27 protein-coding genes are annotated in these 25199 nt (G+C 55.8%); 3 read left to right on the forward strand and 24 right to left on the reverse strand.

From position 1 onward, the window contains the following. Nucleotides 1-38: 38 nt before the first annotated feature. From KHU29_RS14770 to tyrS, 5 genes are all read right to left on the reverse strand, one after another. Nucleotides 39-1175, reverse strand: coding sequence for a GGDEF domain-containing protein (locus KHU29_RS14770; RefSeq protein ID WP_211453542.1), 1137 nt, complete (start codon nucleotides 1173-1175; stop codon nucleotides 39-41). A 257-nt stretch (nucleotides 1176-1432) separates the two neighbouring features. Further along, nucleotides 1433-2101, reverse strand: coding sequence for a histidine phosphatase family protein (locus KHU29_RS14775; RefSeq protein WP_211453543.1), 669 nt, complete (start codon nucleotides 2099-2101; stop codon nucleotides 1433-1435). Nucleotides 2102-2127: 26 nt separating this feature from the next. Continuing rightward, nucleotides 2128-2763, reverse strand: a complete 636-nt coding sequence (locus tag KHU29_RS14780; protein ID WP_211453544.1) for a YbhB/YbcL family Raf kinase inhibitor-like protein — start codon at nucleotides 2761-2763, stop codon at nucleotides 2128-2130. 50 nt (nucleotides 2764-2813) lie between these two features. Next, complete coding sequence (gene dtd / locus KHU29_RS14785) at nucleotides 2814-3290, reverse strand: D-aminoacyl-tRNA deacylase (protein WP_211453545.1); 477 nt, start codon at nucleotides 3288-3290, stop codon at nucleotides 2814-2816. Next, nucleotides 3287-4558 (reverse strand): tyrosine--tRNA ligase, encoded by a 1272-nt coding sequence (tyrS, locus tag KHU29_RS14790; protein WP_246542078.1) that lies wholly within the window; start codon nucleotides 4556-4558, stop codon nucleotides 3287-3289. The genes dtd and tyrS overlap by 4 nt, the downstream gene beginning before the upstream one ends. Nucleotides 4559-4805: 247 nt before the next feature. Between tyrS and KHU29_RS14795 the strand changes: the two genes are divergently transcribed. Both KHU29_RS14795 and KHU29_RS14800 read left to right on the forward strand, forming a co-directional pair. Further along, nucleotides 4806-6248, forward strand: coding sequence for a M23 family metallopeptidase (locus tag KHU29_RS14795; RefSeq protein WP_246542079.1), 1443 nt, complete (start codon nucleotides 4806-4808; stop codon nucleotides 6246-6248). A gap of 94 nt (nucleotides 6249-6342) precedes the next feature. Beyond that, nucleotides 6343-7518 carry an anhydro-N-acetylmuramic acid kinase gene (locus KHU29_RS14800; protein ID WP_211453546.1) on the forward strand — a complete coding sequence of 392 codons (1176 nt, stop codon included), beginning with the start codon at nucleotides 6343-6345 and terminating at the stop codon, nucleotides 7516-7518. Nucleotides 7519-7640: 122 nt separating this feature from the next. On the opposite strand, the gene erpA is transcribed toward KHU29_RS14800, so the two are convergent. The 6 genes from erpA to rplM all read right to left on the reverse strand — a co-directional run bounded on the left by erpA (nucleotide 7641) and on the right by rplM (nucleotide 11528). Further along, on the reverse strand, nucleotides 7641-8003 hold the full coding sequence (gene erpA / locus KHU29_RS14805) for an iron-sulfur cluster insertion protein ErpA (protein ID WP_014007938.1): 363 nt from the start codon (nucleotides 8001-8003) through the stop codon (nucleotides 7641-7643). 93 nt (nucleotides 8004-8096) lie between these two features. Further along, nucleotides 8097-8492: a bactofilin family protein gene (locus KHU29_RS14810; RefSeq protein ID WP_211453547.1), complete on the reverse strand. Its 396-nt coding sequence runs from the start codon at nucleotides 8490-8492 to the stop codon at nucleotides 8097-8099. A gap of 12 nt (nucleotides 8493-8504) precedes the next feature. Further along, nucleotides 8505-9239, reverse strand: coding sequence for a DUF6776 family protein (locus tag KHU29_RS14815; protein WP_211453548.1), 735 nt, complete (start codon nucleotides 9237-9239; stop codon nucleotides 8505-8507). 69 nt (nucleotides 9240-9308) lie between these two features. Then, a complete protein-coding gene (gene argC, locus KHU29_RS14820; protein ID WP_211453549.1) occupies nucleotides 9309-10346 on the reverse strand; it encodes an N-acetyl-gamma-glutamyl-phosphate reductase in 1038 nt (345 codons plus the stop codon). A 351-nt stretch (nucleotides 10347-10697) separates the two neighbouring features. Beyond that, nucleotides 10698-11090, reverse strand: coding sequence for a 30S ribosomal protein S9 (rpsI, locus tag KHU29_RS14825; protein WP_038493344.1), 393 nt, complete (start codon nucleotides 11088-11090; stop codon nucleotides 10698-10700). Nucleotides 11091-11099: 9 nt separating this feature from the next. Beyond that, complete coding sequence (gene rplM / locus KHU29_RS14830; RefSeq protein ID WP_014007943.1) at nucleotides 11100-11528, reverse strand: 50S ribosomal protein L13; 429 nt, start codon at nucleotides 11526-11528, stop codon at nucleotides 11100-11102. 544 nt (nucleotides 11529-12072) lie between these two features. Between rplM and KHU29_RS14835 the strand changes: the two genes are divergently transcribed. Beyond that, complete coding sequence (locus tag KHU29_RS14835) at nucleotides 12073-12519, forward strand: OsmC family protein (RefSeq protein ID WP_211453550.1); 447 nt, start codon at nucleotides 12073-12075, stop codon at nucleotides 12517-12519. A gap of 38 nt (nucleotides 12520-12557) precedes the next feature. Here KHU29_RS14835 and coq7 read toward each other — a convergent pair whose 3' ends face one another. The 13 genes from coq7 to KHU29_RS14900 all read right to left on the reverse strand — a co-directional run bounded on the left by coq7 (nucleotide 12558) and on the right by KHU29_RS14900 (nucleotide 25147). Beyond that, nucleotides 12558-13184, reverse strand: coding sequence for a 2-polyprenyl-3-methyl-6-methoxy-1,4-benzoquinone monooxygenase (gene coq7, locus KHU29_RS14840; RefSeq protein ID WP_211453551.1), 627 nt, complete (start codon nucleotides 13182-13184; stop codon nucleotides 12558-12560). 48 nt (nucleotides 13185-13232) lie between these two features. Next, nucleotides 13233-14042 (reverse strand): DUF3025 domain-containing protein, encoded by an 810-nt coding sequence (locus KHU29_RS14845; RefSeq protein ID WP_211453552.1) that lies wholly within the window; start codon nucleotides 14040-14042, stop codon nucleotides 13233-13235. A 30-nt stretch (nucleotides 14043-14072) separates the two neighbouring features. Continuing rightward, the gene (gene cobA / locus KHU29_RS14850; protein WP_211453553.1) at nucleotides 14073-14861 is read right to left on the reverse strand and encodes a uroporphyrinogen-III C-methyltransferase; all 789 of its coding nucleotides are present in this window, start codon (nucleotides 14859-14861) and stop codon (nucleotides 14073-14075) included. A gap of 40 nt (nucleotides 14862-14901) precedes the next feature. Continuing rightward, a complete protein-coding gene (locus KHU29_RS14855; RefSeq protein ID WP_211453554.1) occupies nucleotides 14902-15714 on the reverse strand; it encodes an ABC transporter ATP-binding protein in 813 nt (270 codons plus the stop codon). Nucleotides 15715-15763: 49 nt separating this feature from the next. Continuing rightward, nucleotides 15764-16561 carry a nitrate ABC transporter permease gene (gene ntrB, locus KHU29_RS14860; RefSeq protein ID WP_425514479.1) on the reverse strand — a complete coding sequence of 266 codons (798 nt, stop codon included), beginning with the start codon at nucleotides 16559-16561 and terminating at the stop codon, nucleotides 15764-15766. Nucleotides 16562-16825: 264 nt separating this feature from the next. Continuing rightward, on the reverse strand, nucleotides 16826-18106 hold the full coding sequence (locus tag KHU29_RS14865) for a CmpA/NrtA family ABC transporter substrate-binding protein (protein ID WP_425514478.1): 1281 nt from the start codon (nucleotides 18104-18106) through the stop codon (nucleotides 16826-16828). 485 nt (nucleotides 18107-18591) lie between these two features. After that, a complete protein-coding gene (locus KHU29_RS14870; RefSeq protein ID WP_211453557.1) occupies nucleotides 18592-19212 on the reverse strand; it encodes an ANTAR domain-containing response regulator in 621 nt (206 codons plus the stop codon). Between the two features lie 175 nt (nucleotides 19213-19387). Then, the gene (pyrC, locus tag KHU29_RS14875; protein ID WP_211453558.1) at nucleotides 19388-20422 is read right to left on the reverse strand and encodes a dihydroorotase; all 1035 of its coding nucleotides are present in this window, start codon (nucleotides 20420-20422) and stop codon (nucleotides 19388-19390) included. A gap of 176 nt (nucleotides 20423-20598) precedes the next feature. After that, nucleotides 20599-21324, reverse strand: a complete 726-nt coding sequence (locus KHU29_RS14880) for an amino acid ABC transporter ATP-binding protein (protein ID WP_014007953.1) — start codon at nucleotides 21322-21324, stop codon at nucleotides 20599-20601. A 94-nt stretch (nucleotides 21325-21418) separates the two neighbouring features. Beyond that, entirely contained in the window at nucleotides 21419-22114 is a 696-nt protein-coding gene (locus tag KHU29_RS14885; protein ID WP_092415110.1) for an amino acid ABC transporter permease, read from the reverse strand. Nucleotides 22115-22116: 2 nt separating this feature from the next. Further along, entirely contained in the window at nucleotides 22117-22869 is a 753-nt protein-coding gene (locus KHU29_RS14890; protein ID WP_211453559.1) for an amino acid ABC transporter permease, read from the reverse strand. Nucleotides 22870-23004: 135 nt separating this feature from the next. Further along, nucleotides 23005-23952, reverse strand: a complete 948-nt coding sequence (locus KHU29_RS14895; protein WP_211453560.1) for an amino acid ABC transporter substrate-binding protein — start codon at nucleotides 23950-23952, stop codon at nucleotides 23005-23007. 157 nt (nucleotides 23953-24109) lie between these two features. Further along, the gene (locus KHU29_RS14900; protein ID WP_343216059.1) at nucleotides 24110-25147 is read right to left on the reverse strand and encodes an amino acid ABC transporter substrate-binding protein; all 1038 of its coding nucleotides are present in this window, start codon (nucleotides 25145-25147) and stop codon (nucleotides 24110-24112) included. Nucleotides 25148-25199 lie beyond the last annotated feature (52 nt).

Below are 25199 nucleotides of genomic sequence, written 5' to 3' on the forward strand. Positions count from 1 at the left end.
TTTATCCCGATTGCCAAGGTACGCGGGTTTTTGCACAATCAAAGTTCGTCTTCGGACAAGGTATTGGAGCTGCGCAGATGCTGGGTGGCGTAATGAATCAGTTCGTCCAGTCCGCGGCCGTCAGCGCCATAAGTTGCAACACCTATCGATAAAGCAAGCCGGATCGACCAGTTTTCGATGTTCACCGGATGATTCTTGAAATGGGCGAGAAATGCCTCCGCCAGGCTGTCGGCGTCGACGGTGTCGGTGGCCGGCAACACGTACAGGAATTCGGTAGCGTTCCAGCGGCCGCCGCTGTCGGTCTTGCGCAGCTGTGCGCCGGTATCTTTGGCAAACGCCGCCAGGATATTGTCGGCTACCGCCCAGCCATACAGATCGTTGATCTTGTGAAAATCGTCCAGTTGGCAATACAGAATCGACAACGGCGATGCTTCTTCAGCGGCGGCGGTAGCGGTAGCAGCCACCGCTTCTTCGTAGACATGCACGATACGGCGCCGTGTCAGCAAGCCGGTCAGCGAATCGAGCTGTGCCTGGCGGGTGAGCAGATGCGATAAATTGGATTGCTTCCAGATCACTTCGCAAACATGGCCAAAAGCCTGAAACGAAGCAAATCCGGTTTCTGAAAAATAATCTTGGCTATCCGCATAAAACACCATCATGCCGTGCATGCGCGCCTTTTCAGAGCGCAGCGGTATGGCCAGCGCGGCCTTGGCGGAACAGCGCTCGGGATGAGACTGCCATGGCGCAAACAGCGCGTGAAAATCGCTGTCGTGACCTGCCTCCCAATCCGCAATCTGGGTAAACGGCGCTGCGTAATCAAAACAATCCTTGGCCAGCTGCCATTGGTCGGATTCGCTCCGCGCCTTGCCGACAATCGTCGCAGGCTTGATGGTCGCATCCGAGTCATCCTGGCAAAATCCCACCCATACCAGCCGGATATGCGGGCTGGCAGGCAAAATCATTTGGCACAGGCGCTTTACGCTTTCGCGACCGCTATACGCTTGAGGCAAGGTTTGCAACAGCTGATGCAGCACACCAACCAGCGCCAGCTGCTCGTTATTCAATGTCGGGCCAGCCAACGGAGTGGAGGCAGCCGATTTCCCCGTGGCCCCTTCGACCAATGGCTCAGGGTCGGCAGCACGCTGCGCCCAGGAGGGAAAGAGATTGAGTTTCATGCTAGCTGTCCCGCTGTTGTTTTAATTCTTATCAGCAAGATTAGCACAGGCAAGCTGCTTTTATCGCAACTGTTTTTGCAGATGCTTAGATAGATTAATAGCGATTATTTGATCTTGCAGTTGAGCTCCAACATAAGCATGAACGACAATGATTTCCACTGGGAAACAAATGTTTTATCGAACCGCTTTTCGCCAAATTTAGCGCCCAATTTATCGCCCAATTTATTGCTCAACTTCTTGCTTAGCTCATTGCCCGTTCATTGATCAATTTCATCCAGCGACAAAGTCTCCAGATGCGCCACATCTGCCCAGCCATCCACTCGCAGCGGTTGCGGCCATTCAGCATTCCAGCTCAGGCGATTGATGCTGGCATTGAAAATATCGCAACTGCGCGGCTGATCCAGCGGCAGCTTGTGTGCAAAACGGTAAATGCAATCAAGTACGCCGCCATGCGTCACTACGGCAATCCGCCGCAGATCGCCGGATGCCGGCGAATCGAGCAAAGCCGTCAAAGTCGTCACAACGCGCGCGGAGAATTCGCGCATGGTTTCCGCCACATGCTTGCCAGCGGGATAACGCACATCGATATCGCGCCCCATCAACGCCGCGTAGGCCTCGGGAAAGCGTTCGGCCGCTTCCGGATAACGCAAACCTTCCAGCGCGCCGTAACAACGCTCACGCAATCCGGCCGCGAGCTGCAGTTTCATGCTGCGCGCCACCGCCAACGGCGCGGCGGTTTGCTGCGCACGCTGCAGATCGCTGCTGAAAATCGCGTCCAGCGCGACGCCATCCAGGCTGGCAGCCAATGCCTCGGCCTGGCGCTGGCCGACAGGATTGAGCTGGATGTCCAGATGGCCCTGCAAGCGGCGTTCCAGATTCCAGTCCGTTTCGCCGTGGCGTATCAGTAAAATTTCAATAGTCGACATAAGTTTTCTGCGGAGCCAGCCAATGCTTACAAAGCTGGATTCAAGGTGTAAATGCTGACGATAGATTCTTCCGCCAGAATGTGGCCGTGCATGGCTGCCAGCACCTGCGGTCCGGTGAATTTGCCATCTACCGGCAGACGCGGAATATCCAATGCGTACAACGTAAAAATATAACGATGCACGACCTCGTCGTTCCACGGCGGACATGGGCCGTCATAGCCGAAATAGTCGCCGCTCATCGCTGCATCGCCGGCAAACCAGCCGGTATAGTCATTCAAGCCATGACGCGCGCCGGGAATAGGACTGCCATGGATGTCGGGACCGGACTTGCCATGGGAGATGATTCTGTCGCTGAAGGTTCCCGCTTCGATCGAGGCTGCATGCGGCGGCAGGTCGACCAGCACCCAATGAAAGAAATCGACGCGCGGCAGATCCGCCGGTACGATCTTGCCTTCCTGGTTGACATCGTCGCCGCGCGAGGGCACATCGGGATCGTGGCAAATCAGCACCAGCGATTGCGTGCCGGCCGGTGGCTCGCCCCAGCCCAGGTGCGGGTTGTGGTTGGCGGACAGGGTGATGCGGGTCTCGGGATGCACCACCGCGAAAGCGAACTCGCCGGGGATATAGGCTCCGTCGTTAAAGGAATGGCTCCAGAGTTTCATGGTCAGCTCCCGTCGGTAAAGTTATCAAGCTACAGAAAACAGCGCATTTGTTACGTTGATGCCTTGGTTGACTCTTTCGCCGCCGGCGGTTTTACCTGCAGCCAGAAGGTCACCGGACCGTCATTGGTCAAGGACACTTTCATGTCGGCGCCAAAGCGGCCGGTAGCCACCTGCGCGTGCCGGCTGGCAGCCTGCGCGGCGAAATAATCGAACAGACGGCGGCCCTCTTCCGGCGTCGCCGCCGGTGTGAACGAGGGGCGCGTGCCTGACTGCGTGTCCGCTGCCAGCGTAAATTGCGGCACCAGCAGCAAGCCGCCGCCGATGTCGCTCAGGCTGCGGTTCATCTTGCCGGCGTCGTCGGCGAACACCCGGTAAGCCAGCAACTTGGCCAGCAGCGCATCCGCTTCCTTTTCGCGGTCTCCGCGCTCAGCGCACAGCAGTACCAGCAAGCCGCCATCGATGGCGCCGACCGTTGCGCCATCCACTACCACGCTGGCATGGCTGACTCGCTGCAACAGCCCGATCATGCGCTCAGGGTGACCCGGGCAAACTTGCGCTTGCCGACTTGTATCACGAAGGTAGCCGCTTCAACTTTCAAGCCTTTGTCGCTGACCACGGCGCCGTCGATCCGCACGCCGCCCTGCTCCACCATGCGCAATGCTTCCGAGGTGGACGGGCAAAGATTGGCTTGCTTCAGCAACTGGCCGATACCCAACGGTGCGCCGCTCAGGCTCAGCTCCGGAATATCGTCCGGAATACCGCCCTTGGCGCGATTATTAAAGTCGCTCAAGGCATCTTCCGCCGCTTGCTGGTTGTGGAAGCGCGCCACGATTTCCTGCGCCAGTGCAACCTTGATGTCGCGCGGATTCTGGCCGCCTTCGACTTGCGCCTTGTAGCCGGCGATCTGCGCCAGCGACTTGAATGACAACAGCTCGTAGTAACGCCACATCATGACGTCGGAAATGCTCATTACCTTGGCAAACATGGTATTGGCCGGTTCCGTGATGCCGATGTAGTTGCCCTTGGATTTCGACATCTTCTCGACGCCGTCCAACCCTTCCAGCAAAGGCATGGTCAAAATGCATTGCGGTTCCTGGCCGTAATCTTTCTGCAGCTCGCGGCCGACCAGCAGATTGAATTTCTGATCGGTGCCGCCCAGCTCCAGGTCGGATTCCAACGCCACCGAATCGTAGCCCTGCATCAACGGATACAGCAGTTCATGTACTGAAATCGGAGTGCCGGCCTTGAAACGCTTGGTGAAGTCTTCGCGCTCCAGGATCCGCGCCACCGTATATTTAGCCGACAACTGAATCATGCCGCGCGCGCCGAGCTGGTCCGACCATTCCGAGTTGTAGCGAATTTCGGTACGGGCCGGATCCAGCACCAGGCTGGCTTGGGTAAAGTAGGTCTTGGCGTTTTCTTCGATCTGTTCGCGGGTCAGCGGCGGCCGCGTCACATTGCGTCCGGACGGATCGCCGATCATGGAGGTAAAGTCGCCGATCAGGAAAATCACGTTGTGTCCCAGATCCTGCAGTTGCCGCATCTTGTTCAGCACCACCGTATGGCCAAGGTGTAAATCCGGCGCGGTCGGGTCCAGGCCCAATTTGATACGCAGCGGCTTGCCGCTTTGTTCGGAGCGCTGCAGCTTGCGCGCAAAATCACTCTCGATCAGCAGTTCGTCGACGCCGCGCTTGGTGATCGCCAATGCTTCCTGAACCCGCTCAGACAGAACCAGTGGGGTGTTTTCAACAGCAGCGGCTGCCTTCGGTGACGTGTTTTGAGAATCGTGAGCCATATAAGGAATAAGGGAGTAAAAATCCAGCGAAAATGAAATCTGAAAAATTGCGCTTGCGCCTGCACGGAACGGCCGTATCGGGGGGAAATATACAGTGATTACAAAGGGTTACCAGAAATCAGATTAATCCTACAGCCCACCAATATGGGCTACGGTATAATCCATGATCCTTTTAATCCCGCCGCAAGTCGTTCAATCAAACAACAACACAAGAATCGGTAGCAAACGGCAAATTTTAACGTATTGCATGTCTCTCAAAGATAAATTCATTAACTTGCGGTCCAGTATCAAGGCGTTTTTCTCGCCGATACCTGCTCGGGTCTATGCCAAGTTTGCTGATTCCACGCCTAAAACCCGTATTGTCACCGCTTCTGCCGTGGTGTTGACGCTGCTCGCCTTTGGTGCTGCCGGCGTTGCTCCGATAACAACGGATCCCGACGAAGTCTCGGTCAAGGCGATTTCCGCAGAACTGGAATTGCCCAGCCTCGGCGAGCAAATCGCAAAACTTGAAGCTCAGCAACAACTTTATGTTGCCGAAGACAAAATGCGCGCAGGCGACACTTTGGCGAGTTTGCTGAACCGGCTTGGCGTGGACGACGACGAAGCAAGCAATTTCATCAAATCCGACAGCCGTGCACGCGCCGTGCTGCGCCTCAAGGCCGGTACTTCGGTCCAAGCGCAAACCAGCAACGACGGCGTACTGCAAATGTTGCGCGCGACGATTGTCGACGGCCGTGACGACACCCCCAGGAATCTGGTGATCCAGCGCGACGGCGATAAATTTACTGTCGCTGAGGAAACAGCCACAGTTGAACGACGCATCGAGATGCATACCGGTGTGATTCGTTCCTCTCTGTTCGCGGCGACCGATGCTGCCGATATCCCGGACAGCGTGGCTTCGCAAATCGTCGCCATGTTCGGCACCAACATCAATTTTTCCTCCGACCTGAAGCGCGGCGATCATTTTAATGTCGCTTACGAAACATTTTGGCAAAACGGCCAGTTCCTGCGCGCCGGACGCATCCTGGCCGGCGAATTCGTGAATGGCGGCAAACCGTTCCAGGCAGTTTGGTTTGACGATCCAGCCGGCAACGGCCAAGGCGGGTACTACGGTTTCGACGGCAAATCGTTGAAAAAAGCCTTCCTGAAATCGCCTATCGCCTTTACCCGTATTTCCTCCGGTTTTTCGATGCGGATGCATCCGATCCTGGGCAAATGGAAAAAACATAGCGGCGTCGATTTTGCCGCCGCCACCGGCACGCCTATCCATGCCACGGCCGATGGCGTGATCAACTTTGCCGGTGTCGAAAGCGGTTACGGCAACGTTGTCATCATCAAGCACGATGGCAAGTATTCAACTGTATACGCCCACATGAGCCGGATTGCACCGAGCTCGCGCAAAGGCAACCAGGTTAGCCAGGGCGACGTCATCGGCTACGTCGGCATGACCGGCTGGGCCACCGGCCCGCATCTGCACTATGAATTCCGGGTCGACAACCAGCCGCGCGATCCGTTGTCGGTAGCGGTGCCTACCGTAACGCCGCTGGCCGGCGCTGAATTGCAGCGCTTCAAGACGGTGGCGGCCGATATCACCCACCGCTTCAACTTGCTGAGCGGCAGTGAAGTAGCAACCGTAAAAGCCATGGCGGCAGCAGCAGCGGCCCCGGCCACCAAACTGGCGGCAAAATAAGCTTCGGCAAACCTTCGTCTTGCAGAAGCTGGAATAAATATAGAACCGTTGTCGGGTCGTTGATAGAATCAGACGATCTCACAACGGTTTTATTATGCCCACTCCAACCACTCCAACTATCCACAGCGGCTTGTTCATAGGCTTGATGTCCGGCACCAGCCTGGACGGCGTCGATGGCGTCATCGCGGCCTTTCCCAGCGGTCTGGCGCAACATCCGGTGGCCACCCTGGCATCGGCCTATGTGCCATTCTCAGCTTCGCTACGGGCCGAGCTGATGGCGCTGCAAACTGCCGGCCAGAATGAGATCGAGCGTGAAGCATTGGTTGCCAATACCCTGAGTTCGCACTACGCGGCGTGCGTCGAGCGCTTGCTGGCGGATGCCGGCTTGCGGCCGGATCAGATCCGCGCCATCGGCGTCCATGGTCAAACCATCCGTCATCGTCCCGAGCTCGGTTTCACGCGTCAAGCCAACAATCCGGCGCTGCTGGCCGAGTTGACCGGGATAGATGTCATCGCCGATTTTCGCAGCCGCGACATTGCCGCCGGCGGCCAGGGTGCGCCGCTGGTGCCGGCGTTCCATCAGGCCGTATTCGCCGATCCGGCGCAAACCCGGGTGGTGGTGAATATCGGTGGCATTGCCAACATCAGCGTGCTACATGCTCAAACTCAAGCGACGCCAGAGCAAAACCGCGATGTCATCGGTTTCGATACCGGACCGGGCAATGTGCTGATGGATCTGTGGATCAAGCGCCATCATGGCAAGGATTACGATGAGAACGGCATGTGGGCTGCTTCCGGCCAGCCTGTAGCGTCTCTGCTCGACGCCATGCGCAGGGAAGAATATTTTGCCGCCGCACCGCCAAAAAGTACCGGCCGCGATCTGTTTCACGCCGACTGGCTGGGACGTCATCTGAGCCATTTCCCGCAGCAACTTTCTCCTGGCGATGTGCAAGCAACCCTGACGCAGCTGACTGCCACCACCATTGCAGACGCCGTCGCCCAGCACGCCCCGGCAGCGCAAACCGTGTATGTCTGCGGTGGCGGCGCTTATAACCCGTATCTGATGCAACAACTGGCGCACGCCCTGCAACAACGACATCTGACGGCAGCGGTGCAATCCACCGAAGCACTCGGGATTGCCCCCAACCACGTCGAAGCGGTGGCTTTCGCGTGGCTGGCGCTGCGTTTCGACCAGCGCTTGCCGGGCAACTTGCCGCGGGTGACGGGAGCGCGGGATTTACGAATTCTGGGAGCGCTTTATCCCGCGTAACTGAAGCAGGCTGAACGTGAGATTAATATCAGCAACGTGCAATAAAAAAAGGACGCCCGAGGATTTCTCCCCGGCGTCCTTTTTTAACGAGCCGTTTGTCCGCTATTATCTGCTAAGCCTGATCAGGCCGAGAAAGAAGAGCCGCAGCCGCAGGTAGTCGTCGCGTTCGGATTCTTGATCACGAATTGCGCGCCTTCCAGGTCGTCCTTGTAGTCGATTTCAGCGCCGACCAGATATTGATAGCTCATCGAATCGATCAACAACTGCACACCATTTTTGCTCATGGTGGTGTCATCTTCGTTGACGATTTCATCAAAGGTGAATCCATACTGGAAACCGGAGCAACCGCCACCCTGCACGAAAACGCGCAATTTGAGGTCTGGGTTGCCTTCTTCTTCGATCAGCTGCGCAACCTTGGCGGCGGCGCTATCGGTAAACACGATCGGGGATGCGACTACATCTTGAATTTCAGCGACAGCATTCATTTTTTGGCTCCTGCGGGGTACATACAATACTGCATTATAGGCTCTCGCCCGAATTCATGCAGACAAAGCCGGAAATCCCGGTGGTGTGTTGTTTTAGGCAGATTGCGACATGGCAAGCTTCAGCACCGGCTCGGCGACATTCTGTTCATGGGTCAGTTTGCCGCTTACCAGGGCGCCGCTATGCATTTCCAGCGCCTTGTAATTGACATCTCCGGTTATGCGGGCTCTCGGCTGCAATTCAAGCAGCTCGGCGGAATAAACATTGCCGCTGATTTCGCCGTTGACCACCAGATGCGCGACCCGCACGTCGCCTTCCACCTTGGCGCTCTCGGAAATCACCAGAACGCTGGTTGCACCCGCTTCGGCCACCACATTGCCTTTTACATGGCCGTCAATACGCAGGCCACCCTTGAAGTGAACATCGCCTTCGATGCTGGTGGACGAACCAATCAAGCTATCGATAGTGCTCTTTGCTTTGCGGTTGAACATGATGTTTCCCTTTTACAAATTAGAGGTTTGCTGCGCTCGCATCTGGCCTTTTTCCATCACCTTGGCTTGAATCGCCTTGACCACGGAGCCTTCCGGCAGAGTCAGTTCAGCCTCGACCCGCTGGTAATACTTGAAATCCAGTTGGGAGGCAGCTTTTTCCGTAGCCGTGGCGTTGGCGCCGGGGAAAGTCAGCACAGTGCTTTTGCCCGCTACCGTGGCCGTGACCAATAGTTGCACATTCCCAACAAAATTGGGGCCTTTCCCGCCTTGCATGATCAGCATCCGATAACGCAATTGCGTCGGCGTCAACAATTCGGCGGTCAGGCGCTGGATGGTAATGCCTTGCTTGCCTGTCGCATTTGGCAGCAGGCCTTCGAAAAACGCCAGATCCTCTTTCAGCTTGGCATTTTCGGTTTCCAGCACCTTGATCTGCTGGCCAAGCTGTTCTTGCGCCGCCTTTTCGATATTGAGCCGGCTTTCGGCGGCATTGACGGTACTCGAGAAACGATCCCTTTCAGCCGTCAAGGCCTCCACCTTCTGATTCAGATCCGTCAGTTGCTGCTTGCTGACTACCGGGCTGTGGCCGGTAAAATCGCGTCCGAGGTCGTATATCCACATCGCGATGGCGCCGCCAAACCCCAAAACCAAGACCAGGAAAAGCGCCTTCAATGGCCATGGATAATGGCTTTTGACCGTCATTTTCGGCGCCGAAATCGACATGCGCCGGACCCACAACTTATATTTCATCGCGGCCAGCTCCGTGGCTCAAGGACGGCTGCCGATGAACGGATGTCCATGACACAACGGCGGACCACATCATGGCATTACTGGCACGTGTAGCAAACCGGTAGTCTCTTCCAGGCCGAACATCAGGTTCATGCATTGCACCGCCTGGCCAGCCGATCCTTTTACCAGATTGTCCTGAACCACAAGCACCACCAGGGTGTCGCCGTTGTCAGGGCGGTGCAAGGCGATCCGCAACATGTTCGAACCACGGGTGGAACGGGTTTCCGGATGCGCGCCAAACGGCATCACATCGACAAACGGCTCATCCTTGTATGCATCTTCAAACAACGCCTGCAGCGCCGCATTGTCGATATCCTTGGTCAGTCGCGCGTAGATGGTCGAATGCATGCCGCGAATCATCGGCACCAGATGCGGCGTAAACAACAGGCCGATTTTTTTATCGGTCAACTTGCCGAGCTGCTCGACTGTTTCCGGTGAGTGCCGATGGCCGGATACGCCGTAAGCCTTGAAATTGTCGCTGGCTTCCGAGAACAGCATCGCTATTTCCGCCTTGCGGCCAGCGCCCGATACGCCTGATTTGCAATCGGCGATCAGGTGCGAAGCATCCACTATATCGGCCTTCAGCAACGGCGCCAGGCCGAGTTGCATGGTAGTCGGGTAGCACCCTGGATTGCCGATGATGCGCGCGCTCTTGATCGCTGCGCGGTTCAGTTCGGGCAAGCCATATACGGCTTCCTTCAGCAGTTCAGGACAACTGTGCTGCAGCTTGTACCACTTCTCGAACACCGCAGTATCTTGCAGGCGAAAGTCGGCGGCCAGATCGATCAGCTTGACGCCTGCTTCCAGCAGCTCAGGCGCTTGCGCCATGGCGACGCCGTGCGGGGTGGCGAAGAACACCACATCGCACTCAGTCAGGCGCGCTTTCTCCGGCGCGGAAAATGCCAGCGCAACACGGCCCCGCAACGACGGATACATGTCGGCTATCGGCATGCCGTCTTCTTTGCGCGAAGTCACCGCCTGCAATTGTGCATGCGGATGGGTTGCCAGCAAACGCAGCAACTCGACCCCGGTATAACCCGTACCACCCACAATCCCGACTTTGATCATCTTGTTTCCTCGCATGGAGCTGTAATATGTTTTCAACCCGAATTGCAACCCGGGTTTCAATCCGATTTGAAACCTGGTTTTCGACCCGGCTATCCAAATCCGATATGAAATTTGTACGATGTTGGACCCGGTGTTTTGGGTAATTTGCCGCCAAGAGCTGGCTATTTTATCAGCCTATGAATTGCTTAGGGCTGCTTAACATTCAAATCGGAAAACCCTTGCAACTGCAGGCTTCGCAGCACTTTTCCGAATGTTGATCTTTCGCAAAGAGACGCAACTGACGGCGCGAACAAATGACAAAAAGCCGCCAGGCGCAAACCTGGCGGCTTTTCGATATTCTGAAAGCGTAGATTAGCGCTTGGAGAATTGTTTTGCGCGACGTGCCTTGCGCAAACCGACCTTCTTACGCTCGACTTCACGTGCATCACGTGTAACGAAGCCGGCTTTCGACAGTTCCGATTTCAACGTTGCATCGTAGTCGATCAGAGCACGAGTGATACCGTGGCGAACTGCACCAGCCTGGCCGGACTCGCCGCCACCGCTGACATTGACTTTGATGTCGAAAGTTTCGACATGGTTAGTCAGTTCCAGTGGTTGACGAATCACCATCAAACCGGTTTCGCGCGAAAAATATTCATTCGCTGGCTTGCCGTTGACGATGATCTGGCCGGAGCCGGACTTGATGAAGACGCGAGCCACTGCACTCTTGCGACGGCCGGTTCCGTAATTGTAGTTACCGATCATGTCTATTCCTTAGAGTTCGAGTGCTTTAGGTTGCTGCGCAGTGTGCGGATGGCTGCCATCTGCATACACTTTGAGCTTCTTGATCATGGCGTAGCCAAGCGGACCTTTAGGCAGCATGCCCTTGACCGCTTTTTCCAGCGCACGACCTGGAAAACGCTGTTGCATTTTCTGGAAATTTGTTTCGTAGATGCCGCCTGGGTAACCGGAGTGACGGAAGTACGTCTTGTCGGTTGCCTTGGCGCCAGTGACGCGCAGTTTACCTGCGTTGATGACGACGATGAAATCGCCGGTATCAACGTGAGGAGTAAATTCGGGTTTGTGTTTGCCGCGCAGTCGGAGTGCCACTTCGCTGGCAACACGTCCGAGGACTTTGTCCGTCGCGTCAATCACGAACCAATCACGCTGGACTTCATGGCCCTTAGCGGAAAAAGTTTTCATGTTGACTTCCTAACTAGTTTAATTCGCTCAAATGGTGGTTCCATCGCTATCGAAAACCGGTTTTCAGACCAGATCTTTGTCTTGCATCAGCGACAGACTCTGCCTTGTTATCTTTTCCTGAGCAAACGGAAAAGCCGTAAATTATAGCCTTTTCAAGGACTTGGCGTCAAACCGATTGAATAAAATTGCCATTTACGCTAGGAATTGTTGTAAATGCGGTTGTAAATGCGGTTGTATATGCGGCGGCAAATCCGCCTGCCACCCGTAATTGCGGATAAAAGAAAACCCGACTGCACCTGGCATCGGGTTTAAATCCACTCCAGTGGAGGGGTGGAGGAGACATTGTATTGGTTGCCGGGAATCAACAAGCCCGCAATCGTTAGATTGATCTTAGCAAACGGAATTGTGCATCGCAAGGTGAAAAACCGAGGTATTTACAAAAAAGCTTCGGCCATGATTTTCTTTTTGCCAAGAAAACCAAGCGAAACCACATCCGCCAAGAGCAGTTAGAATATTGCGACACAATCACTTCCCACGAGATCCTATGGAATGCACAGTTCGCTGGACCGGCTTGTCCGGCATGACCTTTTTAGCCGAAACCGGCTCCGGCCATATATTGACGATGGATGGCGCGCCTGACGGCGGCGGCCGTGACTTGGCGCCGCGGCCGATGGAAGTGGTGCTGGCCGGCACCGGCGGCTGCACCGCTTATGACGTGGTGCTTATCTTGCGCAAAAGCCATCAGGACGTCCGTGGTTGCGACGTCACGCTGAAATCGGAGCGGGCGGAGAAGGAGCCTAAGGTATTTACCAAAATCCATTTCCACTTCACCGTGCGCGGCCGCAATCTGAAACCTAACCTGGTGGAACGTGCGATCAAGCTGTCGCATGAGAAATACTGTTCGGCTTCGATCATGCTGGAAAAGACCGCAGAGATCACCCATTCGTTTGAAATCGTCGACGACCTGGCGGAACCGGCAGCCAGCGCCTGATGTTCGGTAGGGTGGGCATGAATGCCCACCCTGCAAGATCAGATGTAGTAGGCGACTGTCGTCATGACCTTGGACATCGCCTGCATTACCTTTTGCGCCGGCAGCGGCATATCGGCAGCTCCTAACGTGCGCGCCGCCTCGCCATGGGCGATTTCATCGTCACGCATCTGCTCGACGATGGCGCGCGACTTGGCGTCTTGCAGGGGCAGTTTTTCCAGATGGCTGCTCAGATGCTTTTCTACCTGGCGCTCGGTTTCCGCCACAAAACTCAGGCTGCGCACATCGCCCAGCCGCGCTGCCAGCGTTCCCAGCGCGTAAGAACCGGCGTACCACAACGGATTCAGCAAGCTGACGTGCGAACCCAGCTCGCGCAAGCGTTCCGCGGTCCAGGCCAGATGGTCTTCCTCTTCCCTGCCCGCTTCGGCAAACTGTTGCTTGATCGGCTCGCCTTGGGCAAAGCGGCCCTGGGCGTCATACAGTGCCTGGGCGCAGACTTCGCCGACATGATTGATTCGCATCAGGCCGGCACTGTGACGCTGCTCGCCGGCATCCAGCACGCCGTCAGGCGCCTGCAAGGCCGGATTCGGCCGCGAAGCTGAAGCTTGCCCGGTAATCACGCGCAAGGCGTTGTCGAAATCGGCGATGGCTCTGTCTATGAATGGCATGAGGGGATCGTTTATCAAATTAAGTGGCTGAATTTTATCAGGCCGGCATTATTTGCTGCGCTTTGGCCGGAATACTGCGGTATCGGCATAAAAAGCCTGATCCTGGCCACAGCTCCAACCCGGCACGCCCAGTACCGGCAACGGCGTCAAACGGCCGATCAGGACACCTTGCTGCGCCAGATCGGCGGCGATATTTTGATCGATCCAGTCACGCTTGGCGTCATCTTCCAGCGCAAAATAAGATTCAGGCACGCTGAGCACCAAGGTATGCGCGGTAATCGCCTTGTAGGGCTGCACCAGCTTTTCCAGCAAGGCGTGGCCAAACAGCCAGACCTCGGCATCCCCGGCAAACATGTGGCCTTGTTCGACAAACACCTGTTGCCATTGATGTTGACGCAGAGCGGCAACCAGTGCTTGCCCCGCCGTATTGTCCCGAACCAGTAGCAAGGCGGCATTTTCATCAAAGATGGTGGCGGCATCACGCGCCGCGCCACGTGGTTTGCTGCTGCCGGAGAGCGTCCCGGCTTTGGCCAGTTCAGCAGCCTGCAGCGCGTTCAGGCGTGCCTTGATGGCGGGAAATGACAGCCAGATCAGCGCATTCAGGAAATCGTGAAGATTATCGCGTGTCGGCACCTTGCCGCTGTTGCCGATAAATGCTTCGTAAGCAGTCGCGGCCGGCAACTCGGCTTGCGCGACAAAGCTGATCGGCAAACCCTGGTAGTTGCGGATGCCGCGCTCTTGGGCGATGGTATTCAAGGCTAAGCGCCAATCATCGGCTGCGCTCAGGCGCTGGCCGAGAACGCGAAACGGTTTGAGCCAGGGTTGAGACCAATCTATGAGGGCGGCAGGAGTAGACATTTGCCGCGCATTTTACCTCGCGCCGGCAATTCAGCCCAATGCTCTCCGCTGCAGCAAATTGTCGAGGCCGATCTCGGCGAAAGCATCGGCACAGCACACGACTTCGCCGATGACAATAATGCTGGGGCTGCCGAGGCCGCTGTCGTGTAACGCTTGCGGCAGCTGATCCAGGCTGGTCAGCAACTGCGCTTGCGTGGCCAGCGTGGCCGACTGGATCACCGCAACCGGCATCGAGCCGGCCATGCCTGCCTCCAGCAGACTGCGCTGCAACTGCGCGCAACGCGCCACGCCCATGTACACCACCAGCGTCATGCCGGCCGCCACCAGCGCCTTCCAGTTCGGCTGCGTGGTCTCGTTCTTGCCATGGCCGGTGACGAAAATCACGCCCTGGCTGTAGTCGCGATGGGTAGCAGCGACACCGATGCTGGCCGCTGCCGCCATGCCGCTGGTAATCCCCGGCACTACTTCGACAGTCACGCCTTGCCGAAGCAAGTGGGCGCGCTCTTCGCCGCCACGGCCGAACAGATAGGGATCCCCACCTTTCAGACGGACCACGCAATAACCTGCCTGCGCCTCCATCGCCATCAGACGTTCGATGAATTCTTGCGAGGTCGACTGGCAACCGCCGCGCTTGCCGACATGGATCACGCGTGCGCTGTCCTGCGCATGCACCAGCACGTCGGGATTGACCAGGTCATCCACCAGCAACACATCGGCCTGGGCGATTGCCTTGACGGCTTTCAACGTCAGCAAATCTGGATCACCTGGCCCGGCGCCGACCAGCATCACTTTGCCTTGTTGTTTCACTGTTTGTTTCATATGGACCCTCTTGCGAACTTTGCTAAACTCTTGCTAAACATCACGCCGCTTGCGCGACCGGATGGGCTTGCTTGCGATACAGGAATTCCAGCACCGAGGTCCGGTATTCGGCATACAGGGGATCCTGCGCCAGCGCCACACGTTCGCGCGGCCGGGGCAGCCTTACCTGCACAACGTCGCCGATGGTGGCGGCGGGGCCGTTGGTCATCATCACGATGCGGTCCGACAACAGCACCGCTTCGTCGACATCGTGGGTTACCATCACCACCGTCGATCCGGTCTTGGCGACGATCTTCAGCAATTCATCCTGCAGATGAGCGCGGGTCAAAGCATCCAGTGCGCCGAACGGCTCATCCATCAGCAATACTTTCGGCTCCATCGCCAAGGCGCGGGCAATGCCGACCCGTTGTTTCATGCCGCCGGAAATTTCATGCGGACGTTTTTGTCCGGCAGCCGTCAACCCCACCATCGCCAACGCCGCTTTGGTGCGTTCCTTCAAGGCGCTTTTGTTTTCGGTAGCGGCAAAGACACGTTCCACGCCGAGATAGATATTTTCGTGACAGGTCAGCCAAGGCAGCAGCGAATGATTTTGAAACACCACCGCGCGTTCCGGCGACGGTCCGGCAATTTCGCGGCTGGCGCAAATCAATACGCCGTCGCTTGGCAGCAGCAGGCCGGCGATCAAATTCAGCAGGGTCGATTTGCCGCAACCGGAATGGCCGATCAAGGTTACGAACTCGCCCTTGCGTACAGTCAGGTTGATATCGCGCAGCGCATAAAACTGGCCCTTGCTGGTGTTGAACACCATTTCGGCTTGATGGAGATCGATGAATCTGGCGTCGCGTTGTTCCATAATTTCCCCCGTCGTTACCCTATTACTCCGCTTTGCAATCTGCAATGGATCAGCTTGAAACCTGCTCGTAGGTGAACGCCTTCGCCAGCGCCACCAGCAATTGCTCCAGCAGCAAGCCGACCACGCCGATCACCACAATCGCGATGATGATATGCGGCACGTTGAGATTGTTCCATTCGTCCCAAACCCAGAAGCCGATGCCGACACCGCCGGTCAGCATTTCAGCGGCGACGATCACCAGCCAGGCAGTGCCAATCGCCAGCCGCACCCCGGTCAGCATGTACGGTAGTACCGATGGAACAAGAATCTTGGTGATGATTTTCCATTCCGACAGATTCAACACGCGCGCCACATTCATGTAATCCTGCGGCACTCTTTGCACGCCAACCGCGGTGTTGATGATCATGGGCCAGATCGAGCAGATGAAGATGGACCAGATCGCTGCCGGATTGGCCGATTTGAACACCAGCAAGCCGATCGGCAGCCACGCCAGCGGCGATACCGGTTTCAGCAAACTGATGACGGGACCGAACATGCTGGACAGGAATTTGAAACGGCCAATCATGAAGCCCAATGGAATCCCGACCAGCGCCGCCAGGCCGAAACCGACCGCGACTCTTTGCAGCGAAGCCAGGATATTCCAGCCGATGCCCTGGTCGTTGGGACTGGTCCGGTAGAACGGATCGGCAAACAGCTTGAGCGCCTCCTGCAAGGTCACCATCGGCGTCGGGAACTGGCTGTTGTTCATTGCAATGATCTGCCAGACCAGCACCAGGAACGCCAGGCCGAGCAGCGGCGCAATGATTTGCATCAGCCAGGACGGCATGCTGCTGCGGCGATTGGTCATTTTCAGGACTGGCCGAGGAGTGACGACAGCCGCTTCGGCCACGGCCTCTGCCGTAGCACTCTCCATTGTTGCCGCCTGACGATTTGCATTTGCCGCTGTGTCCATGATTGCGCTCATATTGGCTCCCGAATAAATCGCGGTTCTGCTGGTTCTGCTGGTTCTGCTGGTTCTGCTGGTTCTGCTGGTTCTGCTGGTTCTGCTGGTTCTGCTGGTTCTGCTGGTTCTGCTTTATCTGGATTGTCTGGATTGACGGTCTGGCTTGATCTATGCGTGGATCTTGAAAGATGCGGCATAGGCTTTCGGATTCTTGCCGTCCCACACCGTGCCATCCATCAGTTTCGAAGTCCGCAACACATCTTTCGGCACCGGCGTTTTTGTCATCGCCGCCGCATCTTTGTAGAGATCGATCTGGCTGACAGACTTGGCTACCGCCAGGTAATCCGGATCGGTTTTCAACAAACCCCAGCGCCGGTGCTGCGTCATGAACCACATGCCATCTGACAGGTAAGGGAAATTCACCAGGCCGTCGTTGTAGAACTTCATGTAGTTCGGATCGTCCCAGGTCTTGCCCAGGCCGTTTTGATAGCGCCCCATGATGCGTTGGTCGATCACATCCTTGCTGGTGTTGACATAGGATTTATCGGCGATCGCTTCGGCCATCTTGTTCTTGTTGGCGAGCGACGCGTCAATCCACTTCCCTGCTTCCAGGACAGCCGCAATCAAGGCTCGGCAGGTGTTCGGATTCCTGGCGACAAAATCGGCGGTGGTGCCGAGCACTTTTTCCGGATGATCCTTCCAGATTTCCTGGGTGGTAATCGCGGTAATACCGACGCCATCGACAATCGCCCGATGGCCCCATGGCTCACCAACGCAAAAGCCATCCATATTGCCGACCCGCATATTGGCCACCATTTGCGGCGGCGGCACCGTAATCACCTTGGCATCCTTAAGCGGGTCGACGCCGTTGGCGGCCAGCCAGTAATACAGCCACATGGCATGCGTACCAGTCGGGAAGGTCTGGGCAAACGTGTATTCGCGCTTGTCGCTGGCCATCAGTTTGGCGAGCGACGCGCCATCCACTGCGCCCTTGTCAGCCAGTTTTTTCGACAGCGTAATAGCCTGGCCGTTGTTGTTGAGCCCCATCAGGATCGCCATGTCTTTTTTCTGGCCACCGATGCCCATCTGCACGCCGTAGATCAAACCCGACAGCACATGCGCAGCATCCAGCTCGCCGTTGGCCAGTTTGTCGCGCACGCCGGCCCATGAGGCTTCTTTGCTGAGGACGATCTTGATACCGTATTTTTTATCGAAGCCGAGCAGCGACGCCATCACTACCGATGCGCAATCCGTCAAGGGAATGAAGCCGATCTTGACCTCGGTTTTTTCCGGCTTGTCCGAGCCTGCAGCCCACGCTCCGGTTGCCGTACCAGATAATCCCAACATGCTGGCTCCTGCCACGAGAGTTGTGGTTTGTAGTATTTGACGGCGCTTGCCGTCGACAGGCATGTTCAACGTGTCTGACGACAATGCATTTTTTGATTCCATCGCATGGCTCCACAGTGTTTCGGCAACAAAAAAGGCGTCGTCCCGCGATGCACAAGTCATGCGGAAAGACACCTTTGTCTTATGTGGAAAAGACCGCCGTTAGCCGATTCCAACAGCGCCAGCATTGGCGCTTGAAATTGACTATGCAAACCACGTGCCAGGAATTTTTATTAGAGGAAACGGCGATCCACGCCTCAATGCCGCTCAGTTAAGTGATATGACGTGGCCAGCCGCCACGGCGGCTCCGTCATCCCCGCGAACGCGGGGATCCAAATTACCGAGTGAAACAATGAAAATGGATTCCCGCGTTCGCGGGAACGACGCATGAGGGGGATATCTCTGGCGTCTTAACTGAACGGCATTACGATCCGCGCCTGCTTTTTGCTCAAAAAAGCGCACCTGCCTTGTGCATTGCACCAAACAGGCTCGCAACTATTGGGCGTTCCTGCTTGACGGCTTGGACAGTTTGAGAGGTTCGGGCCGGATCAACCCAGCAAATCGGCTGCATCGATAATGCGCTGCGCGACTTCGGATAATTTGAGGTTTTTGTCCATCGCCAGCCGGCGCAGCTTTTGATAAGCCTCCTGCTCGCTCAGCTTGTGATGCTCCATCAGCAAGCCTTTGGCCCGCTCCAGCACTTTGCGCTCGGCCAGCTTCAGCTTGGTGTCGGACAACTCCGCCAACAGCTTCTGCTCTTGCCGGAAGCGCGCCAATGCCACCTCCAGCACCGGCTTGATACGGGCGGTTTGCAACCCGGCCACGATGTAGGCGGAGACGCCGGCCGCCATTGCTGCATCCATGCTGGAGGTTTTGGCATCTTCGGTGAACAGGACGATGGGACGGCGCGCGTCGCGGGTTGCGACCACCACATGCTCCAGCACGTCGCGGGCATCGGATTCGGCGTCGACAATGATCATGTCTGGCTGTAGCTGGGCAATTCTTTCGGGCAGATAGAGATCTGCAGGAAGCGAGGCGATGATGTTATAGCCGGCTTCCAGCAAGCCGATGCGCAAAGCCTTGCCGCGCGCCGCTTGCGCTTCGAACGCAGGGTCGTCGTCGCCCTCGATGGCGACCGGATTGACAACAACTATACGTAGACTTTGCATGCTTGAAACCCGCGTCCGGAGACGAATCTGTGAGCTACGGTTAGACAAGATGGCAAGAGAATTTATCCATCTCCGACTAACGGGTAAGCAAAAATCGCACCATGACGATGCGAAAGCGGGATACAAGTGCGCTTAAGCGCATTTGTATGCATCCGAATATAGCCTTATTGCAACCTTATGCCATCTGCCAATCTATCGTCTCGCCGCCGTTCAACGGCACCAGCGTGGTATCTCCCAGCGGCAGTTCAGCCGGCAGCGTCCAGGCCTGGCGCTTCAAGGTGATGGTGCCTTGATTGCGCGGCAGATTGTAGAAAGCCGGACCATTAAAGCTGGCGAATGCTTCCAGCTGATCCAGCGCGCCTGCCTGATCGAAGGCCTGTGCATACAACTCCATCGCATGCAGCGCGGTATAGCAGCCGGCGCAGCCGCAGGCATGTTCTTTCAAACCCTTTGGATGCGGCGCCGAATCGGTGCCGAGGAAGAATCGTGTGCTGCCGGAAGTCGCTGCGCGCACCAGTGCCTGGCGATGCTCTTCGCGCTTCAAGACCGGCAGGCAGTAGTAATGCGGCCGTATCCCGCCTTTGAAGATCTCGTTGCGGTTGTACAGCAGGTGATGCGCAGTAACGGTAGCCGCCACCGGTCCCTCGGCGCTCTCCACGTATTGTGCGGCGTCCTTGGTGGTGATGTGTTCGAACACAACTTTCAGTTCCGGCATGTCGCGTCGCAGCGGTTGCATCACACGATCGATGAAAACGGCTTCGCGATCGAAAATGTCGATCGCCGGATCGGTCACTTCACCGTGCACCAGGAAGGGCATGCCGAGCTGCTGCATGGTTTCCAGCGTCTTGTAGCACTTGGTCAGATCGGTCACGCCGGCGTCGGAATTGGTGGTAGCGCCGGCCGGATACAACTTTACCGCATGGATGAAACCACTATCCTTGGCGCGGCGGATTTCGTCGGGCGGCGTATTGTTGGTCAGGTACAGCGTCATCAATGGCTCGAACGCCAAGCCAGCCGGCAAGGCCGCCAGGATGCGATCGCGGTAGGCAGCTGCTTGCGCGGTGGTCGTCACCGGCGGCTTCAGGTTCGGCATCACGATGGCGCGGGCAAACTGGCGTGCGCTATGCGGCAAAACGCTGGCAAGTGCAACACCGTCGCGCAGGTGCAAGTGCCAGTCGTCGGGGCGGGTGATGGTAAGGGTATCGGTCATGTCTGGATTTGGCTTAAGGCTAAACAAATGAGGTTTGATGGATTCTGTGACGCCATTTTACCGCAGCGCAGTAGGGTGGGCATGAATGCCCACCCTACGTGAGATTTGCACACGCATACAAAAAAGCCGCCTGGATATTATCCGAAGCGGCTTCTTGCTCTGCAAAAATACACTGATCAGTGAATGATTTTCGCCAGGAAATCGCGGGCGCGATCGGAGCGTGGGGCGCCGAAGAACTCGTCTTTGGTGCAATCTTCCACCACCAGGCCCTTGTCCATGAAGACTACGCGGTTGGCAACCTTCTTGGCGAAACCCATTTCATGCGTCACCACCATCATGGTCATGCCTTCTTGCGCCAGGCCGACCATCACGTCCAGCACTTCATTGATCATTTCCGGATCGAGCGCCGAAGTCGGCTCATCGAACAGCATCGCGATCGGATCCATCGACAACGCACGGGCAATCGCCACACGTTGCTGCTGGCCGCCGGACAATTGGCCAGGGAACTTGTCTTTTTGGGCGATCAGGCCGACGCGATCCAGATACTTCAAGCCCTTTTCGTTCGCTTCATCCTGGCTCCGTCCCAACACCTTGACTTGACCGATGGTCAGGTTTTCGCGGATCGACATGTGCGGAAACAGTTCGAAGTTCTGGAACACCATGCCGATGCGCGCGCGCAGTTTCGACAGGTTGGTCTTTGGATCGCCAACCGAAATTCCGTCGACGGTGATATCGCCCTTCTGGAACGGCTCCAGGCCGTTGACGGTCTTGATCAGCGTCGATTTGCCCGAACCCGACGGTCCGCACACCACCACTACATCGCCCTTGGCGACTTGGGTGGTGCAATCGGTCAGGACTTGAAACTGACCGTACCATTTGCTGACGTTGTTAAGCTTAATCATGAGTATTTCTCCTAATTCCTGAATTCTGTTTTACAGGCCAGGCGCTGCCCGAATATCACAAACATCGAGGATATCGCGGGCAACGCACTGTCCTTTATCGAATAATCGCAACCTTGTTCTGCAGCTTCTTGACCAGCGTCGACAAACCGAAGCTCATCACGAAGTACACCACGGCGACAAACATATACATTTCCACCAGACGGCCGTCACGTTGCGCAATCTTCGATGCGACGGTAACGAAGTCCGGCACCGATCCCAACACATACACCAGCGAGACGTCCTGGAACAGCACGATGGTTTGCGTCAGCAAGATCGGGATCATGTTGCGGAACGCTTGCGGCAGCACCACATTGCCCATCATTTGCCAGTAGTTCATGCCCAGCGCGTAGCCGGCAGAAACCTGGCCGCGTGGAATCGACTGGATCCCGGAGCGCATGATTTCGCAATAATAAGCTGCTTCAAACAAAATGAAGGTGATCAATGCCGACGAGAACGCGCCGACCTGGACCGGCTGTTGCGCACCGATGATCCAGGCGCCGATGTACGGCACCAGGAAGTAGAACCAGAAAATCACCAGCACCAGCGGCACCGAGCGAATCAGGTTGACATAGCTGGTGGCGATCAGCGAAATCGTCTTGTTATGCGACAAGCGCATCATCGCCAGCACGGTACCAAACAAAATACCGCCGATCATTGCCACCACGGTCAGCGTCAGCGTGAACTTCATGCCGGTGGTGAACAGGTAGAACCAGGAACGCTGGATTACATCAAAATCGAAATTCGAAAACATGATTAATGCCCCCCTGTATTCGCACTACCGGCGGCAATAAATCCTGGAATCGCAATCGCTTTTTCAAGCCAGCGCGCCAGCAACAAGGCAATCCCCGAAATGATCACATAGATCACCGTGGCGCCCGTCAGGGATTCGAAAGTCTGGAACGTGAATTCACGCATCGAGTAAGTCGCGGCAGTCAGCTCCACCAGGCCAATCGTCAGTGCGACCGAGCTGTTCTTGATGATCGCTGCAAATTCGTTGGTCAGCGAAGGTACGATGATCCGGAACGACATAGGCAACAATACGTAGCGATATGTTTGTGGCAACGTCAGGCCAAGTGCAGTACCCGCCAGCTTTTGACCACGGGGCAGTGCATTAATGCCGGCGGAGACTTGTACGGCGATCCGCGCAGACGTAAAAAAACCCAACGCCAGGAAGGCGGTGATGAACGATGCGTTCGGCAGGCTCTTGAGCCAGCCACCGATGCTCGCAGGGACGATTTCCGGCATCACGAAATACCAGAGAAACATTTGTACGATCAGCGGGATATTACGAAATAATTCAACGTAGCCATTGGCCACGCGCACTGCCCATTTGTTCGGCATGGTACGAATCGTACCGATCACCGTACCAATCACCAGCGCCATGATCCAGGCCCCTGCGGACAGCGCGAGCGTCCACTTCAGACCGGCCAGCAAGGTGTCCATGTAAGTACTGACACCGTCGGGAGACTCTTGCCAGAAGATACCCCAGTTCCAGTTGTAATGCATATTAAGTCCCCTCTATTACTCTCTGTCTCATTGCCGCTACCTGCACCGGCGCACGCATTGTGCGCCGCAGCAATTGAATTCCAGAAACAAAACGGGAGGCTTGCGCCCCCCATCCCGTTCTTTATATTGCCAATCTTATTTTTTCTTCGAAGATTGTTTTTGCGCTTCTGGCACCGCAGCGTAGGCAGCCGGATCACCCGAGTCAGTCGGATGAGCGAAGGCAGCCTTCAATTGCGGGCTCATTGGCACGTTCAGGTTGATACCCTTAGGTGGGATTGGCTTCAAGAACCATTTTGCATAGATATCATTGATTTGACCGGATTTGTACACGTTGTCCAGTGCAGTGTCGACTGCCTTTTTGAATGGCAGGTCGCCTTGACGTTCAATGATGCCATATGGCTCAACTGACAAGGCTTCAGCTGTGATCGCATAGTCGGCAGGCGCTCTGGAGCTGGCCGCCAGCGACGCCAGCAGGATATCGTCCATTGCAAATGCTACTGCACGGCCGGTTTCAACCATCAGGAAAGCTTCAGCGTGGTCTTTGGCAGCCAGGATGTTCATGCCCAGGTTACGTTCGCCATTGAGAACAGTGATCTGCTTCAGGTTGGAGGTACCGGAAGTCGACACGATCGTCTTGCCCTTCAGGTCGTCCAGCGACTTGATGTTGGACGATTTTTTGGCCAGCAGGCGGTTCGCTGTCACGTACATGGTCGGCGCAAAGGAAACAACTTTTTGGCGCTCGGCATTGTTGGTGGCGGAATCGCAAGACAGGTCGATAGTGCCGTTGGCGATCAGCGGGATACGGGTAGCCGAAGTCACTGGAACCATCTTGACGTTCAATGCTGTCATACCGAGTTGTTTCTGAATGGCGGTTGCAGCTTTCAGGCACAAATCGATCGAGTAACCTTGATAGGATTGCTTGTCATCAAGATAGGAAAATGGAATGGAAGAATCGCGCACACCCAGGGTAATGGTGCCGGTATCTTTGATTTTTTTGAGTGTTCCAGTCAGTTCTTGCGCTTGCACGGAGCCAACCATCACTCCCAAGCCAACCAATGCGACAACTAATTTCGATGACATCATAACAACTCCCGTAAAAAAATTATCTGTATAGTTTAACAAACTCGCCGCCTCAGCAGCAGACTTAAACTCATGCTTATTTATTATTATCACCTCTTCTACTAAAATCCTTGTCCCCAACTTTGTATAAATCAACAATTACAGCCAAATTCTTATACTTCTAGTTGCCGACTTGATCCGACGGAAAGCGCAATGATTCTCTGAAAAGATAGCCCATCGGCATGTTCAACGTAAGGTTATTTTTTGCCGGAATCGGACTCAGGAACCATTTAGTGTACAACTTGTAGATTTCACCATCGTGGATAATGCGGCCCATTTCACGGTCTACCACCGCTTTATATGCCACATCATCCTTAGGCAACATGATTGCGTAAGGCTCCGTTGTCAAAGGCTCTCCAACCACGGCATACGCTGCAGGATCCTTGGCGGTAGCCTTCAATCCATAGAGCAGCACATCATCCATCACGAATGCATCGGCAGTCTTGTCTACCACCATCTTGAACGATTCGTTGTGGTCGCGTCCTTCTACGATAGTCATATTCAGCGAACGGACCTGGCCACGGTCTACCAGCGATTTGACGCTGGTGGTGCCCTTGGTCGTCGCCACTTTTTTATCGCGCAGATCCGGCCAGTTCTTGATCTTGTCGTCCGCCCGGACCAGCATCCGCGAAGACGCCATGAAATGCGCAATAGTAAAGTTGACCTGCTTGCGGCGCTCCGCGTTGTTAGTGGTTGAACCACATTCCAGGTCGATTTTTCCGCTTGTGACCATTTCGATGCGATTCGAAGAAGTCACTGGAACGTAAGCGATATTCAATTGCTGCAGCTTCAGATTCTGCTTTACCGCATCGGCAATTTTGAGACATAGATCAATGGCATAGCCGACTGGTTTTTTATCCTGATCCAAAAAAGAAAATGGAAACGAAGCTTCCCGATAGCCAATCGTGATGGTCTTGCTATCACGTACTTTTGCCAGCACATCTTCTGCATGGACAGTTGTCGCACCGACGCTCAGCATCAATGCTAACGCCAGGCCGAAGCCTGAATTGCGCCGTGCGGCATACCAGCTACCTTTAAATTCCTTAGATACCACTTTATTCTCCCGAGTGTTGCGCTGTCGATATGATTTTTTTACAATGAATATGCTTAACGCAATATTCAAGCCAGCTGTTTGATTACCTGCGGTGACTGCTTTCACGCCACTCTTTTGCAAACAAGTCCCCGAAAAAAAGCGGGGCCAGACGACTTAC

This window comes from Collimonas antrihumi, from assembly GCF_018304965.1.
In the GTDB taxonomy this organism is placed as follows: Bacteria; Pseudomonadota; Gammaproteobacteria; order Burkholderiales; family Burkholderiaceae_D; genus Collimonas; species Collimonas antrihumi.

What these genes read in the sequence shown, in the direction of transcription:
- cobA (WP_211453553.1), bottom strand. Translation starts at nt 14,861, where the DNA reads ATGAAACAAACAGTGAAACAACAAGGCAAAGTGATGCTGGTCGGCGCC.
- KHU29_RS14865 (WP_425514478.1), bottom strand. Translation starts at nt 18,106, where the DNA reads ATGGAATCAAAAAATGCATTGTCGTCAGACACGTTGAACATGCCTGTC.
- argC (WP_211453549.1), bottom strand. Translation starts at nt 10,346, where the DNA reads ATGATCAAAGTCGGGATTGTGGGTGGTACGGGTTATACCGGGGTCGAG.
- erpA (WP_014007938.1), bottom strand. Translation starts at nt 8,003, where the DNA reads ATGAATGCTGTCGCTGAAATTCAAGATGTAGTCGCATCCCCGATCGTG.
- rpsI (WP_038493344.1), bottom strand. Translation starts at nt 11,090, where the DNA reads ATGATCGGTAACTACAATTACGGAACCGGCCGTCGCAAGAGTGCAGTG.
- KHU29_RS14815 (WP_211453548.1), bottom strand. Translation starts at nt 9,239, where the DNA reads ATGAAATATAAGTTGTGGGTCCGGCGCATGTCGATTTCGGCGCCGAAA.
- KHU29_RS14845 (WP_211453552.1), bottom strand. Translation starts at nt 14,042, where the DNA reads ATGTCTACTCCTGCCGCCCTCATAGATTGGTCTCAACCCTGGCTCAAA.
- KHU29_RS14810 (WP_211453547.1), bottom strand. Translation starts at nt 8,492, where the DNA reads ATGTTCAACCGCAAAGCAAAGAGCACTATCGATAGCTTGATTGGTTCG.
- KHU29_RS14835 (WP_211453550.1), top strand. Translation starts at nt 12,073, where the DNA reads ATGGAATGCACAGTTCGCTGGACCGGCTTGTCCGGCATGACCTTTTTA.
- KHU29_RS14855 (WP_211453554.1), bottom strand. Translation starts at nt 15,714, where the DNA reads ATGGAACAACGCGACGCCAGATTCATCGATCTCCATCAAGCCGAAATG.
- KHU29_RS14775 (WP_211453543.1), bottom strand. Translation starts at nt 2,101, where the DNA reads ATGTCGACTATTGAAATTTTACTGATACGCCACGGCGAAACGGACTGG.
- KHU29_RS14770 (WP_211453542.1), bottom strand. Translation starts at nt 1,175, where the DNA reads ATGAAACTCAATCTCTTTCCCTCCTGGGCGCAGCGTGCTGCCGACCCT.
- KHU29_RS14870 (WP_211453557.1), bottom strand. Translation starts at nt 19,212, where the DNA reads ATGCAAAGTCTACGTATAGTTGTTGTCAATCCGGTCGCCATCGAGGGC.
- KHU29_RS14880 (WP_014007953.1), bottom strand. Translation starts at nt 21,324, where the DNA reads ATGATTAAGCTTAACAACGTCAGCAAATGGTACGGTCAGTTTCAAGTC.
- KHU29_RS14780 (WP_211453544.1), bottom strand. Translation starts at nt 2,763, where the DNA reads ATGAAACTCTGGAGCCATTCCTTTAACGACGGAGCCTATATCCCCGGC.
- pyrC (WP_211453558.1), bottom strand. Translation starts at nt 20,422, where the DNA reads ATGACCGATACCCTTACCATCACCCGCCCCGACGACTGGCACTTGCAC.
- KHU29_RS14890 (WP_211453559.1), bottom strand. Translation starts at nt 22,869, where the DNA reads ATGCATTACAACTGGAACTGGGGTATCTTCTGGCAAGAGTCTCCCGAC.
- KHU29_RS14895 (WP_211453560.1), bottom strand. Translation starts at nt 23,952, where the DNA reads ATGATGTCATCGAAATTAGTTGTCGCATTGGTTGGCTTGGGAGTGATG.
- rplM (WP_014007943.1), bottom strand. Translation starts at nt 11,528, where the DNA reads ATGAAAACTTTTTCCGCTAAGGGCCATGAAGTCCAGCGTGATTGGTTC.
- ntrB (WP_425514479.1), bottom strand. Translation starts at nt 16,561, where the DNA reads ATGACCAATCGCCGCAGCAGCATGCCGTCCTGGCTGATGCAAATCATT.
- tyrS (WP_246542078.1), bottom strand. Translation starts at nt 4,558, where the DNA reads ATGGCTCACGATTCTCAAAACACGTCACCGAAGGCAGCCGCTGCTGTT.
- coq7 (WP_211453551.1), bottom strand. Translation starts at nt 13,184, where the DNA reads ATGCCATTCATAGACAGAGCCATCGCCGATTTCGACAACGCCTTGCGC.
- dtd (WP_211453545.1), bottom strand. Translation starts at nt 3,290, where the DNA reads ATGATCGGGCTGTTGCAGCGAGTCAGCCATGCCAGCGTGGTAGTGGAT.
- KHU29_RS14800 (WP_211453546.1), top strand. Translation starts at nt 6,343, where the DNA reads ATGCCCACTCCAACCACTCCAACTATCCACAGCGGCTTGTTCATAGGC.
- KHU29_RS14885 (WP_092415110.1), bottom strand. Translation starts at nt 22,114, where the DNA reads ATGTTTTCGAATTTCGATTTTGATGTAATCCAGCGTTCCTGGTTCTAC.
- KHU29_RS14795 (WP_246542079.1), top strand. Translation starts at nt 4,806, where the DNA reads ATGTCTCTCAAAGATAAATTCATTAACTTGCGGTCCAGTATCAAGGCG.